This window comes from Heliomicrobium sulfidophilum, from assembly GCF_057715735.1.
Window position 1 is genome coordinate 34,870 of sequence record NZ_JBVTZZ010000005.1, and the last position, 12,651, is coordinate 47,520.

Genomic DNA, 12,651 nt, shown 5'->3' on the forward strand with positions numbered 1-12,651 from the left:
TCTTGATTTCTTCCGAATCCGATTCGTTCAGCGACGAGACGTTTCGTCGCTACTCGTTCAGATCCTTCCGTTCTCCCGAGACAAGGTAGACGACGGTTTCCGCGATATTGGTGGCATGATCGCCGAACCGCTCCAGGTAGCGGGCCACAAAAAGCAGATGGGTCGACTGGGTAATCTTTTGTTGGTCCTTGATCATGATCGCCAGAAGTTCCTGCAAAACTTCCTTATATAGAGCGTCAACCTGATGATCCAGTTCGCTCATACGGATGGCAAGTTCCTTATCCTCAAAGACGTACGCGTCGAGGCCGTCTTTGACCATGCGCTGGCAGATTTGAGCCATCTTCGGGATGATCACCAGGGGTTTGAAATAAACCTCCTGGGCCAACCGGCGGACTGCTTTGGCGATGTCGACGATATTGTCGCTCATCCGTTCCAGGTCGATGCTGATCCGCCAGGCGGCGCTGATCCGGCGCAGATCCTTAGCCATGGGCTGCTGCATGGCGATCAGCTTCATGCAACGGTCTTCAATATCCAACTGCATGCGGTCGATCTCGTCATCGTTGGCAACGACTGCATCGGCCAGCTCCATGTCCTGCCGGGCCAGTGCCTCGATTCCTTTTTCGATCTGTTCCTCTACCAGGGCGCCCATGCGAAGCAGATCCTGTTGCAAATTTTTCAAAGACACGTCGAATTCCGAACGCGTCGTCATGAGCCATCCGCCCTTTCCCAATCCTTTGGTGTTTTTCAGAGGGAGCCTTATCTGACGGTTGGGCTTCCCCTGGGGCCGCGTTGTTGGGGGTGAAGCCTTAACCGAAGCGTCCTGTGATGTAGTCTTCGGTGCGCTGGTCTTTCGGATTGGTGAAGATGACCTCTGTGTCATCGAATTCGACGAGATCGCCGACGAGGAAGAAGGCCGTCTTGTCAGAGATGCGCGCCGCCTGCTGCATGTTGTGGGTGACGATGACGATGGTGTAATGCTGTTTCAGTTCGCGGATCAATTCTTCGATCTTTAGCGTAGAAATCGGGTCAAGGGCCGATGTGGGCTCATCCATCAAAAGGACTTCTGGCTGGATGGCCAGGGCGCGGGCGATACAGAGGCGCTGTTGTTGGCCGCCGGAGAGACCGAGGGCCGGTTTGTGCAGGCGGTCTTTCACCTCATCCCACAGCGCCGCCTGTCGAAGGGATGTCTCCACGATCTCATCAAGCTTGCGCTTGTCTTTGAGGCCATGCAACTTCGGCGCATAAGCCACGTTCTCATAGACCGTCTTGGGGAAGGGGTTTGGCGCCTGGAAGACCATGCCGACCCGCTTACGCAAGGCCACCACATCGGTGTCCGGGTGATAGATATCAGTATCTTCGAACATCAGCTTGCCTTCGACGCGGCAGATGGGAATGATGTCGTTCATCCGGTTCAGGCAGCGCAGGAACGTTGACTTACCGCATCCCGAAGGGCCGATCAGCGCCGTCACCTCGCGCTCGCCAATGGTGATGCCAATGTTCTTGAGCGCTTGAAAGTCACCGTAATAGAGATTGACGTTTTCAGCGAAAATTTTAGTCTTAGCCATGTTTTCCTCCTACACTCTGCGCATGCGGCGGAAGTACGAACGCAACAGAATGGCCACCATATTCAGGCCAAGGACGAGGATCATCAAGACTGTCGCCGTTCCATAGGGAATTTTCTGATCCGCATTAGGCACCTGGGTTGCGATCACATAGAGGTGGTAGGGCAAAGCCATTACCTGGTCGAAGACACTCTCTGGCAGGCGAGGCAGGAAAAAGGCGGCCGCTGTCAAGAGGATGGGCGCCGTCTCACCAGCCGCCCGGGCGACACCGAGGATGGAGCCTGTCAAAATCCCTGGCATGGCGTTCGGCAAGACGATGAACAGGATCGTCTGCAGTTTCGTAGCGCCGAGGGCAAGGCTGGCCTCCCGGTATCCGTTCGGAACAGCCCGCAAGGCTTCTTCCGAGGTGGTGATGATGACCGGCAGGATCATCAGAGCCAGCGTCAACGAACCAGAAAGGATGGAGACGCCAAAGTCTAAAAAGAGGACGAAGAAGCCGAGACCAAAGAGACCGAAGACGACGGAGGGAACGCCAGCCAGGTTGACAACAGCGAGACGGATCACTCGGGTCGCCCAGGATTCGCGGGCATACTCGACAAGGTAGATAGCGGTCATCACACCGATGGGCAAGGCGAAGAGGATCGTCGCCAGAACGAGGTAAAAGGTGCCGACAATGGCGGGAAAGATGCCCCCTTCGGTCATCCCTTTGCGCGGGTTCTCGGTGATGAACTCCCAGGTCAGAGCCGGAAAGCCTTTGGAAAAGAGATCCCAGAGCACGACGATGAGAATCAATACAATAAATGCCGCCATGGCGCGTAGCACATGGAAGGCGACTTTTTCAGCTGTTTTCGGAGACATGCTACTCCACCTCTTTCATGCGCCGGCTGACAATATCGGCGATGAGGTTGATTACAAAAGTCATCAAGAAGAGCATGGCGCCGACGACAAAGAGGGCGTAGTAATGGTCGCTGCCGCGGGCCACTTCCCCCATCTCGGCGGCAATGGTGGCGGTCATCGTCCGGACGGGGACGAGGAAAGAATCAGGAATGATGCCAGCGTTGCCGGTGACCATCAAAACAGTCATCGTCTCGCCGATTGCGCGGCCGATGCCGAGCATGACTGCCGCTGTAATGCCGGAGAGGGCAGCCGGTACGATCACTGTCTTGATCGCCTGCCAGCGGGTGGCGCCCAGGCTAAGCGATGCTTCCATGTAGCGACGGGGGACCGAGGAGATGGCGTCCTCCGAGATGGAGGTGATCGTCGGCAATGCCATCAAGGCCAGGGTGATCGCGCCCGTCAGCGCTGTCAGTCCTGTCGGCAGATTAAAGAGGTCTTTGATCCAGGGCGCCAGAACAGCGAGACCGAAAAAGCCGACCACAACAGAAGGAATGCCGGCGAGGACCTCGATGGCTGGCTTCAGCGTTTCCCGAACAACTGGGCTGGCTACCATGGACAGGTAAATGGCGGCGCCGACGCCGAGGGGCACGCTGATCACAATAGCGCCGATGGTGACGATGATGGAACCGAGAATTAACGGGATCAGGCCGAAAATGGGCGGATTGGAAATGGGATACCAGTTTTTCGAAGCCAACGTCTTCGAGGTAACCGGATCCGTCAGCAGCGGAATGGCTTCCTTGAAAAGGAACAGAAAGATCAGGATGATCGTGACGACGCCGATAAAAGCACTGAAAAACAACAGACCTTCGGTCATTTTTTCGGTGACGTCCCAGATTCTTCGCTTTTTTGAGGCGCCTTTGCTTAGCGATTCTTTACGCACTACGATTTCAGTTGTGACGGCTGTATTTTCGCCGTTTGGACTCATGGCCCCATCCCCCTTGGTCCTTCATCGCAGGAAAAATGGGCAGAGCACTTAGACACTCTGCCCATTCTACTCTTTAGATTATTCCGGCTCAGGATTGTTTCGTCTGTTACTTGACAGGCACAAAGTCCATCTTCTTGACGATGGCCTGGCCTTCAGTGCTCAGCATGAAGTCGACGAAGGCTTTGGCGACACCTTGGGGTTCGCCGGCGGCGTAGACGAAGAGCGGACGGGAGACAGGGTAGGATTTATCTTTGACAGAGGCTTCAGAGGGCATTACAGCGGCAGCACTGGCGTCTTTCTTGACACCGATGGTTTTAACGGAGTCTTTCAGATAGCCGAGACCGACATAACCGACGGCGCCTTTGTTGCCTTCCACTTCCTTGACGATAGCGGCGTTGGAGTTCTGCAGCAGGGCGTCGCTGCGGTATTCCTTGTTCTTCATGACATGTTCTTTGACGAAGACATGAGTCCCGGAAGAGGTTTCGCGAGCATAGACGACGATCTTCTCGTCATTGCCGCCAAGTTCTTTCCAGTTGCTCACCTTGCCGGTGTAGATGTCAGCCAGTTGTTCCATGGTCAGTTCCTTGACGGGATTCTCTTTGTTAACTACGAAACCAATGCCGTCGTTAGCGATGACAAACTCTTTGACATCCTTCTGGGTCTTTTCTTTGATCTCGGTTTTCTCTTCAGCTTTCATATCCCGAGAGGAGTTTGCCAGATCAGCCGTTCCGTTCACAAGAGCTTTGATGCCGGTGCCCGATCCGCCACCAGTGACAGCGATGCTGGCGTCTTTGTTTTTCTTCATGAATTCTTCCGCCATGGCTTGACTCAGGTTGACGATGGTGTCGGAACCTTTCACCTGGATGGAGCCTTTCACACCGGTTTCAGCGGCGGGCTTGGCGGCATCCTGTTTCGGAGCATTGCCGCCGCAACCGACGGCTACAGTGCCCAGCAGACCGACAACAGCGGCCAGGGCCACAACCTTGGAGAACTTCTTCAGCGAGTTCATGAAGTGATGATACCTCCTCGATTTTTCGCGTCATGCGAGAGCATGTCCGCCGTTCCAGATGCAACTATACATTTTGTATGTTAGACGAGAATTACGCCATGATTAAGATTCTGTTAACGACTTCGTCTTACAACTGGCTTTTTTCATCGACGACATAGACGCTGCCGCTCTGCCGCTTGGCCTCTTTTTTTACCTCGGCAGCCACCTCGCCTAACTCCATGGGATGATCGAAGCGTCCAGGCCAGCATTCTACGACAGCTAGGGAAACCGACATGATCGGGAAAACGCAGGTATTGCCTTGGCGATCTTTCGAGCAGATGCAACGGCGTTCCCTATCCTCTGTAGAATATAGCTCACCGATCTCCCGATCGAAGGCGGCAATGATCTCTTCACAAATGGTTCCGTATGGATTTCCCGTCAGGATGATGAAATCGTCGCCACCGATATGGGCCAGCAAATCGTCGCTGCGCCCGCGGGTTCGGACGGCGTCGCCGGCGATGCTAGCCAGCAGCTTGATCGCCTGGTCCCCCCGTTCGAAGCCGTAGCGATCGTTGAAGGCCTTGAAGTTGTCCAGATCGATATAGATCACAGTGAAGGCCTGGTTCCATTCGAAGCGCCGCAGGATGTCCTGTTCGATGCGCGGGTTCCCCGGCAATCCTGTCAAGGGGTTGGCCGCCAGCGCAAACTCCATCTGAATCCGGGTCATGTGATCTAGCAGCGTCCGAACCGAGACGACACCGGTGCAGCGATTATTATCCGTAACGATGATGTGGTCATAGAGGCGCTGCAGTTGACGCGACGTAGCCATCTGGGACACCTTTTCCAACCGGGTGTTGCCGTCGACGATCAAAGGGTCGTGATCCATGACCAGGGATACGGGCCGGTCGGCATAGAGGGCAACACCGTACTGGTTGGCCAGGTGGTAATACATCTTGTCCCGCATGACTAACCCCACCGGTGTTTCGCCGTCAAGGATGACCAAGCTGTTGCAGTCGGAGTGGCGCTGAAAATGTTTCATCGCCTCACGGGTCAACCGATCCTTTTGCAAGGCATGATGCTCCTCGACCAGGCTACCTACGGTGACGGAGTGCAGCGGCTCCACTCGGCCGCGGGTCTTTTTGTCTGACAGGACAGCGATAGACTCAACGTTGGGACCCTCTCCTTTGGGCAACGGCCGGCCGATAAAATAGCCCTGCCCGATGTCCACGCCGATCTGGTACAAAAAGCGCAGTTCTTTTTCCGTTTCGATGCCCTCAGCCACGATTTTCGCGCCGATCTTGCGCCCGAAGGTGACAAAGGTTTCCATGAGGGCCTGCTTGATCGAGGATGTGTCGATGTCCCGGACGAGGGACATATCGATCTTAATGAAGTCCGGCTGCAGTTCGGCGATGACTTGCAGACTCGAATATCCGGCGCCGGCGTCATCGACAGCCACTCGAAATCCCTGTTCTCGGTAATGTTTGAGGGTCCGCCGGAAGCTGCCGAAGTCGTGTATGGCCGTCCGTTCCGTGATCTCAAAGACGATGTTGTGGGGCCGCAAGCCGTGCTCGGCGATCAGGCGGCGCGTGTTGCCTTGAGCGAATTCGGGATCCTTCACGACTGACGGGCTGATGTTGAGAAAGAGAAGCTGATCGCGCAGCAACTGGCCGCATTCGGCGACGGCTTTTTCCCGGATCTGCCGCTCTAAGGGGTACAGCAGGCCAGCTCTTTCAGCCAAGGGAAAGAGGACGCTGGGTGAAGCGAAATAGCTATCGACAGGACCTCGGCAGAGGGCTTCATAGCCGATGATCTCACCCTTCTCCAGGTTGAGCAGGGGCTGGTAGACCACACGGAACCGGTTGTCCGCCATGGCCTCCTTCAATTCCCAGACGCGGCGAGACCATTTGGCGTCGCTGTGACCCTTAGCGATCGCCGTCGCTTCCTTGAGGGCATTGTAGACGAGGCTTTCCAGGCTCAACCCGGAGGTGGGCCGCAGGATCGCCCAACCCAGGTGCAGGTCGAGAGGTTCCCGCAGGAGACCGCTCAAGGTTTCGTTGATCAAAGCCAGCGTCTGGCTGCGCAGATCTTCCGCTAGACGTTCCAAAAAGTCCAGTATCCTGCCGATATCGCCCGGCGGCAGGGAGTAGTAGACCGCGAAGTCATCGCCGTTGAGGTTATGTACGAACAATCCCCGCCCCACGCCGAGGATGGGCTTTGCTTCCATAATCGCCTGGCTCAGGGTGGATAACACCTGTTTACAGACGGAAAAGCCGTAACTCTGCTCAATGGCGGTGAACCCGACGATATCGAGAAAGACGAGACCAACACCGTTTTCATTTTCTAATCCGCGCTCAATCTGCTTGAGCACCTCGGAACTGGAGACGGTGGAGGGGTAAAAGCTGACCTCCTGGGAAAAGGGCTGACCGAGGCCTTTCAACCAACCCTCTAGCATATCGATGGGGCCCATGCGGTCTGCCTCCTGCTCGATTCGTGACTGTTCTCCAACCTCGCGGGGACGTTGTCTTCAACGCCTGCTTCCAAACCGGCTGTCGCTTTCGCCTGTTGGGCCAAAAACTGGATCACCCTCAGCAGGTGGGCCGAACTGGCCGAAATCTCTCCCGAGAGGTCATAAAAACTCTCCACATGTTCTCCCGTGCTATCGATGGCGGAGAAAATCTCTTTCAACTGATCGCCAGCCTGGCCGGCCACGGCGATGCCCCGTTCCGTCCGGTCCTTCGAATCGTTGGCCATGCGGACAGCTTCGGCCATCACCGGCAGCATGCGTCCGATCAACGCCGAGATGTTTCGGGCCGATTCGTTCGTCTCGTCAGCCAGTTTCTTCACCTCTTCGGCGACGACAGCGAATCCCCGGCCATACTCGCCGGCTCGGGCCGCCTCGATGGATGCATTTAGGGCAAGCAGGTTCGTCTGTTCCGCCAGCTTGCCGATGACCTGGGAGATGGGCTCGATGCGCCGCGAATAGCTTTCCAACGTTTGGATGATCTCGGCCTGGCAGCTCACCGCCTGGCCGATGGTCGCCATCACCTCGACCGTCTCCCCGATCGCCTGGCGCCCGCCGTCAACGGCGCCGCGCATCTTCAGGGCATTTTCGCGGGCATGGCCGGTGTTCACTTCGATCTCCCGGGCCATGTCGGCGATGTTGGCGATCATCTCCGACGTCTTGGTCAGCACTTCGGCCTGGCCGCGTGCCAGTTCCACTTGATTCCCTGTTGTCAGATCGAGGAGTGTCTTGATCGTGACAATACCGACACAGTTTTCCTGCTCGGTAATGATCATACTGTCATAGAGGTAATCGGACGATCGTTGTGTCGCCAGCTTGCAGACCCCTTCGACGGTCATGGCCGCATCGACGGCGGTGAATGCTTTTTCCATGATCAGATGGACGGGACGATCGTAGTACACGGAGACGCCGTACCGTTTCCCCAGGTGGGCAAAAAATTTGTCCTTCATCACCAGGCCGACGGGCCTGTTCCGATCAACAATGACCACACAGTGACTGTGGGGCGCTTTTTCAAAAAAATCGACGACAAAACGGGTTTTTAGGTGCTGCTCCATCATCTGGACCGGTTCGGCAAAGCGTCCGATCGGCAACGCAGCGATGGAGCAGGTCACCGAGAGTTCTTTTTCTACGCCCATGCAATCCATTGTCATAGCCTCGTTTCTCCCCTTCATGGTGTTTCACAAAGCAGCCCGAGAAACAATTTCCTCTGCGTCTTCGATCATTATATAGGCGGCGTGAAAAAAAAGAAATCTTACTCCCCCAATACGGAAGCGTAAGACCTACGTTTTATCAACAGATAAACGACGTGTTATTTTATTGTAAATTGTTTTATTGTGATTGCTCCCATTATTCTTCTGCTGCAGGAAAGGTAACGATGAAGGTCGATCCGGCGCCAACCTTTGATCGGACCGTCACCCTACCACCGCTCCGTTCAATGATGTGCTTGACGATGGCCAAACCCAACCCGGTGCCCCCCATCTCTCTCGAACGGGCCTTGTCTACGCGGTAGAAGCGCTCGAAGATGCGCGGGAGGCTATCTTCCGGGATGCCGATGCCTGTATCCTGCACCTCCAGGGTGACACCGTCGCCGTCGCGGTTCGCTCGGACGTAAACCCGCCCTCCCTCAGGGGTGTATTTGATGGCGTTTTCCGTCAGGTTGACAAGCACTTGCTTTAGGTTATCCGACGACAGCGGCAACAGGGGCAGATTTTTTTCCACATCCACCTGCAAGAGAATCTGCTTATCGGCGGCGATCGGTTCGAGGAGGTTGCGCACCCGCTGCATCTCCGGTTCCAGGTAGGCTTGCCCCTCGACGGTCCGCCCCACCTGGCTCTCGATCCGTGAAAGCTGCAGGAGGTCCTCGATCAACCGTTGCAGGCGCTGTGTCTCCTCGTTGATGATGGAGAGAAACCGTTTGGCCACTTTCGTGTCATCAAGGGCGCCGTCCAGCAGCGTCTCCACGAACCCCTTGATCGATGTCAAGGGTGTCCGCAGCTCATGGGAGACGTTGGCCACGAATTCAGTGCGCATCTGTTCCAGCCGGCGCACCTCTGTCACGTCATCGATGACCATGGCCGCGCCAAGGAGCCGGCGCTGCTCGGTCCAGACGGGGACGACCTGGACGCGGAAGGTCTGGGGCTTGTTCGGCCAGAGCTGCAACTGCTTTTTCTGGGCCTCCCCCGTGTTCAAGGCTTGTGTCAACAAGCACTCCAACTCGCGATTACGGAAGGCTTCCAGAAGGAGCTTTCCCAGGACTCGGTCTGACTGAAGGCGCAGCATCTGCTCAGCGGCGCTGTTCAGCAGCAGGATGCGGCCCATGTGATCGAAGCCGACGACCCCTTCCACCATCGATTCCAAGATCGTCTCGAATTTCGTCTTATCCTGGCTAAGCTGGTGGATCTTGTTCCGAACGCTCTCGACGGTCTGATGGATCGCCTTGGCCAACCGGCCCAGTTCATCGGGCTGGTCCATCCAATAGTGGCTGGCGCGATGGCCCGCCTCCATCCGGCGGACAATGCGGGTGTATTCTTCCAACGTTTTGGCCAGTTGCCCCGACCAATGAAAGACGACACCCGTGGAAAAAGCGAAGAAAAAGAAGAGGGTGGCCAGCAGGCCCGGATGGGTCTCTATCACATCGAGTGTGAAGTAATAGAGCCAGCCTAACGGCAACAGAACGAGGACGACAAATGCGGCTGTAATCCGCCAGCGCAAGCTCTGTCGCAGGTTGAGCAATCTCCTTAACGTTGTCTCAGAACGTTGTTCTCCCTGGTGGGTGATCATCTTCAGGACTCCGGATCACGAAACTTGTATCCGACGCCGCGAACCGTTTCGATGTACCGGGGGTTCCCCGGATCTTTTTCCACTTTTTGCCTTAGATGGCGGATGTGGACGTCTACTGTCCGGCTGTCGCCGAAGAAATCATATCCCCAGATCCGCTCCAGGAGGAACTCGCGGGTGAAGACCTTCCCCGGATGGGATGCGAGCCAGCGCAACAGCTCAAACTCCTTCGGCGTCAAATCCTGTTTGACGCCGCCCACACGGATTTCGTAGCGGTCGGCGTCGATGGTCAATTCGCCCACCTGCATGGGTCCGCCGGCTCGGTTCTCGCCGCGGGCGGTGCGGCGCAAGAGCGCCTTGATGCGGGCAACCAACTCGCGGGGGCTGAAGGGTTTGGTCATATAGTCGTCAGCGCCCATTTCGAGACCGATCACCTTGTCCACCTCTTCCCCCTTAGCGGTCAGCATAAGGATGGGCAGATGGGAGGAATGCGCCCGCGCACGGACTCGCCGGCACAGTTCCAGGCCATCCAGGCGCGGCATCATCAGATCGAGGATGATCAGATCCGGAAGCTCTTCTTGAAGGTAGGCCAGGGCAGCCTCCCCATCAGCAGCCCCCTGCACCGTGTGACCCTCTTTTTCGATGTTGAAGCGAACCAGTTCCAAAATGTATTGATCGTCTTCCACAACCAGGATTTTTGCCATAATTCCTCCTTATCGGTGAGCCTTGGCGGCGAATCGTACCAGAGCAAGGCGTCTACACAAAAACAGGGCTGCCTGGGAACTTGCTTACGCTCTTTCCAACATGATCAGCGCTACCTGGCGGCCCGTCCGCCCAACCTCGCGGCGATAGGAGAACAGTTCCTCTGTGCAAGAGGTGCAGAGGCCCAGTTCGCCCAAATGGTCCGCTGCGATCCCGGCCATCTCCAACTGCAAACGCTGAGCCAGAGCCAGGTTGAGGTTCTGCTTGCCCTCAGCGCTGCGGGGGCCGAGCACCGCTTCGGCAAAAGGCCAGCGTTCGCGAAACACCGCTGCCACATCGTCTCCGACAGGGTAACAACAAGGACCGATCTGAGGGCCGATGGCCACCCGGATATGGCCCGGCTGGCTGCCTCGCGCGACAAAAGCCTCCACCATCTTCAGCGGCAATCCGGCTGCCGTCCCCCGCCACCCGGCGTGAACGGCGCCAATGCGCCGCGCCTGCGGGTCAAAGTAGAGAAGCAGACCACAGTCAGCGCCGAAAACGGCCAGGGGAACGCCGGCTTGCTCGGTGGCCAAGGCATCTGCGTCAATGGGTGCTGCCGCGCTCTCTCTGTCCATATCCTCCCCCGGACCAACCCAGACGATCCGGTCGCTATGAACCTGGTTGACAGTCACCCAGTCGCCCTCAGGCAAGCCGAGCGAACGAGACAGGGCTTGGCGGTTCTGCCTGACCCGCCCGGCGTCATCGCCCACATGGAGCGCCACGTTCAACCCGTCATAAGGCGGGTCGCTGAAACCGCCGAGGCGGCTAGAGAAGGCGTGGATCGCGCCGGGAGGCCAGCAAAAGCAGCAGTAGGTCAGCGTCCCGTCATCGATCTGGGTCCATTGGGTAGATTCCGCCATGGATATCCCCCTTTGTATAAAAAAAATCAAGCTATTCCATAGCTTGCAAAGCTCGGCCGGCGGCCATCGATTCTTTGCTCAAGAGGACCCGCTGGTTCTTCGATCCCCGAAAGGGCAACGAAAGATCCCGCAGCGACTCCACATAGGGGCCATCGACAAGCCAATTGGCCAGGCAAAGGAGAGCACGGACATCATTGTCGTCCCGGCTCCGCTCCAGCAAGTTTTCGAAGGTGTATCCCGAGTAAAGGACCAGATGAGTCCCCGTCGCGTTTAAACGGCGGGCCAGTTCGGCAAAGGCCGGCGCTTGCTCAAAAGGTTCTCCCCCAGAAAAGGTCACACCCTGGATATGGCGCGCCCTGCCGATTTCGGCCAGGACCTCTTCCAGGTCTGTTTCAAAGCCTCCGAGGGGGTCATGGGTATGGGGGTTGTGGCAACCGGGACACCTGTGGGGGCAACCCTGGGCAAAGACAGTGGCCCGGACCCCGGGGCCGTCAACGAAGCTGTCCGTCACGATGCCGGCCAGTCGTAGCTTCATAACGCCTCTCACCTGCGGTTTTTATGTTTGTTAAGCAGTTATCGGTTGGTCCCTTTCAATTATAGGTGAAGGTGCAAGGAGTGAAAAGCCCCCCGCCGGCGGCGGGGGGCTCAGGAAGCTCGTCTTTTCTACTCATCTCTGTTGGCAGATGAAAAGATTAACACATATTTAACCAGTTCCGCCGCCGACACGAGAGCCGAGGCCACATAGGTCAAGGCGGCTGCACCGAGCACCTTTTTGACCAGACCGACCTCGTCACGGCCCACGTAGTTATAGTGGGTGAGCATCTGCATCGCCCGGTTCGACGCATTGAATTCGACGGGCAGGGTGATCACCTGAAAGAGCACGACAGCGCTGAAGAAGATGATCCCCAAGAGGAATAGCCCGGACGATTGAAGCAAAAACCCGATCAGGACGAGCGGAACGGCCGCCATGGAGCCGATATTGGCCACCGGGACAAAGGCATGGCGAAGAGACAGCGGAGCGTACCCATTGGCGTGCTGGATGGCGTGCCCCACCTCATGGGCAGACACACCGAGAGATGCAACCGAGTATCCGTGATAGACGTCAGGAGACAATCGCACCACCCGCGCCCGAGGGTCATAGTGATCGGAGAGCTTGCCATGAACCATTTCGACCGGCACATGATGGAGACCGTTAGCATCGAGGAGACCTCTGGCCACCTGGGCGCCTGTGTTGCCGCCCCGAGCCGCCACCCCCGCGTACTTGTTGAAGGTGCTGGACACCTTAAACTGGGCATACATGGCGAGCAGAAAGAAGGGCAGAACGATCAGGTCATAGGGGGTAAAGAACATGATTCACCTTTCCTTTCCCTTCGCTA

The 12,651-nt window shown here is 56.9% G+C and carries 12 protein-coding genes; all 12 read right to left on the minus strand.

Translation table 11 applies throughout. The features are described 5' to 3' along the window. Nucleotides 1-49: 49 nt before the first annotated feature. The 12 genes from phoU to AC0CW1_RS06005 all read right to left on the minus strand — a co-directional run bounded on the left by phoU (nucleotide 50) and on the right by AC0CW1_RS06005 (nucleotide 12,625). The gene (gene phoU, locus AC0CW1_RS05950) at nucleotides 50-709 is read right to left on the minus strand and encodes a phosphate signaling complex protein PhoU (RefSeq protein WP_488182165.1); all 660 of its coding nucleotides are present in this window, start codon (nucleotides 707-709) and stop codon (nucleotides 50-52) included. 97 nt (nucleotides 710-806) lie between these two features. After that, nucleotides 807-1,565, minus strand: coding sequence for a phosphate ABC transporter ATP-binding protein PstB (gene pstB, locus AC0CW1_RS05955; RefSeq protein ID WP_488182166.1), 759 nt, complete (start codon nucleotides 1,563-1,565; stop codon nucleotides 807-809). Between the two features lie 9 nt (nucleotides 1,566-1,574). Further along, a complete protein-coding gene (pstA, locus tag AC0CW1_RS05960) occupies nucleotides 1,575-2,420 on the minus strand; it encodes a phosphate ABC transporter permease PstA (RefSeq protein WP_488182167.1) in 846 nt (281 codons plus the stop codon). Between the two features lies 1 nt (nucleotide 2,421). Next, nucleotides 2,422-3,384, minus strand: coding sequence for a phosphate ABC transporter permease subunit PstC (pstC, locus tag AC0CW1_RS05965; protein ID WP_488182168.1), 963 nt, complete (start codon nucleotides 3,382-3,384; stop codon nucleotides 2,422-2,424). 106 nt (nucleotides 3,385-3,490) lie between these two features. Continuing rightward, nucleotides 3,491-4,393, minus strand: a complete 903-nt coding sequence (locus AC0CW1_RS05970; RefSeq protein ID WP_488182169.1) for a phosphate ABC transporter substrate-binding protein — start codon at nucleotides 4,391-4,393, stop codon at nucleotides 3,491-3,493. A 127-nt stretch (nucleotides 4,394-4,520) separates the two neighbouring features. Beyond that, nucleotides 4,521-6,839, minus strand: coding sequence for an EAL domain-containing protein (locus AC0CW1_RS05975; RefSeq protein WP_488182170.1), 2,319 nt, complete (start codon nucleotides 6,837-6,839; stop codon nucleotides 4,521-4,523). Then, nucleotides 6,818-8,044, minus strand: coding sequence for a methyl-accepting chemotaxis protein (locus tag AC0CW1_RS05980; protein WP_488182171.1), 1,227 nt, complete (start codon nucleotides 8,042-8,044; stop codon nucleotides 6,818-6,820). Before AC0CW1_RS05980 ends, AC0CW1_RS05975 begins: the two co-directional genes overlap by 22 nt. A gap of 196 nt (nucleotides 8,045-8,240) precedes the next feature. Then, the gene (gene pnpS, locus AC0CW1_RS05985) at nucleotides 8,241-9,674 is read right to left on the minus strand and encodes a two-component system histidine kinase PnpS (protein ID WP_488182172.1); all 1,434 of its coding nucleotides are present in this window, start codon (nucleotides 9,672-9,674) and stop codon (nucleotides 8,241-8,243) included. A 2-nt stretch (nucleotides 9,675-9,676) separates the two neighbouring features. Beyond that, nucleotides 9,677-10,375 carry a response regulator transcription factor gene (locus AC0CW1_RS05990; protein ID WP_488182173.1) on the minus strand — a complete coding sequence of 233 codons (699 nt, stop codon included), beginning with the start codon at nucleotides 10,373-10,375 and terminating at the stop codon, nucleotides 9,677-9,679. An 84-nt stretch (nucleotides 10,376-10,459) separates the two neighbouring features. Then, a complete protein-coding gene (gene pgeF / locus AC0CW1_RS05995; protein ID WP_488182174.1) occupies nucleotides 10,460-11,275 on the minus strand; it encodes a peptidoglycan editing factor PgeF in 816 nt (271 codons plus the stop codon). Nucleotides 11,276-11,306: 31 nt separating this feature from the next. Further along, entirely contained in the window at nucleotides 11,307-11,810 is a 504-nt protein-coding gene (gene nrdG, locus AC0CW1_RS06000; protein ID WP_488182175.1) for an anaerobic ribonucleoside-triphosphate reductase activating protein, read from the minus strand. A gap of 128 nt (nucleotides 11,811-11,938) precedes the next feature. Next, nucleotides 11,939-12,625 carry a zinc metallopeptidase gene (locus AC0CW1_RS06005; RefSeq protein WP_488182176.1) on the minus strand — a complete coding sequence of 229 codons (687 nt, stop codon included), beginning with the start codon at nucleotides 12,623-12,625 and terminating at the stop codon, nucleotides 11,939-11,941. Nucleotides 12,626-12,651: the final 26 nt, after the last annotated feature.

What these genes read in the sequence shown, in the direction of transcription:
- pstB (WP_488182166.1), bottom strand. Translation starts at nt 1,565, where the DNA reads ATGGCTAAGACTAAAATTTTCGCTGAAAACGTCAATCTCTATTACGGT.
- AC0CW1_RS05990 (WP_488182173.1), bottom strand. Translation starts at nt 10,375, where the DNA reads ATGGCAAAAATCCTGGTTGTGGAAGACGATCAATACATTTTGGAACTG.
- pnpS (WP_488182172.1), bottom strand. Translation starts at nt 9,674, where the DNA reads ATGATCACCCACCAGGGAGAACAACGTTCTGAGACAACGTTAAGGAGA.
- AC0CW1_RS06005 (WP_488182176.1), bottom strand. Translation starts at nt 12,625, where the DNA reads ATGTTCTTTACCCCCTATGACCTGATCGTTCTGCCCTTCTTTCTGCTC.
- nrdG (WP_488182175.1), bottom strand. Translation starts at nt 11,810, where the DNA reads ATGAAGCTACGACTGGCCGGCATCGTGACGGACAGCTTCGTTGACGGC.
- pgeF (WP_488182174.1), bottom strand. Translation starts at nt 11,275, where the DNA reads ATGGCGGAATCTACCCAATGGACCCAGATCGATGACGGGACGCTGACC.
- pstC (WP_488182168.1), bottom strand. Translation starts at nt 3,384, where the DNA reads ATGAGTCCAAACGGCGAAAATACAGCCGTCACAACTGAAATCGTAGTG.
- AC0CW1_RS05975 (WP_488182170.1), bottom strand. Translation starts at nt 6,839, where the DNA reads ATGGGCCCCATCGATATGCTAGAGGGTTGGTTGAAAGGCCTCGGTCAG.
- pstA (WP_488182167.1), bottom strand. Translation starts at nt 2,420, where the DNA reads ATGTCTCCGAAAACAGCTGAAAAAGTCGCCTTCCATGTGCTACGCGCC.
- AC0CW1_RS05980 (WP_488182171.1), bottom strand. Translation starts at nt 8,044, where the DNA reads ATGACAATGGATTGCATGGGCGTAGAAAAAGAACTCTCGGTGACCTGC.
- phoU (WP_488182165.1), bottom strand. Translation starts at nt 709, where the DNA reads ATGACGACGCGTTCGGAATTCGACGTGTCTTTGAAAAATTTGCAACAG.
- AC0CW1_RS05970 (WP_488182169.1), bottom strand. Translation starts at nt 4,393, where the DNA reads ATGAACTCGCTGAAGAAGTTCTCCAAGGTTGTGGCCCTGGCCGCTGTT.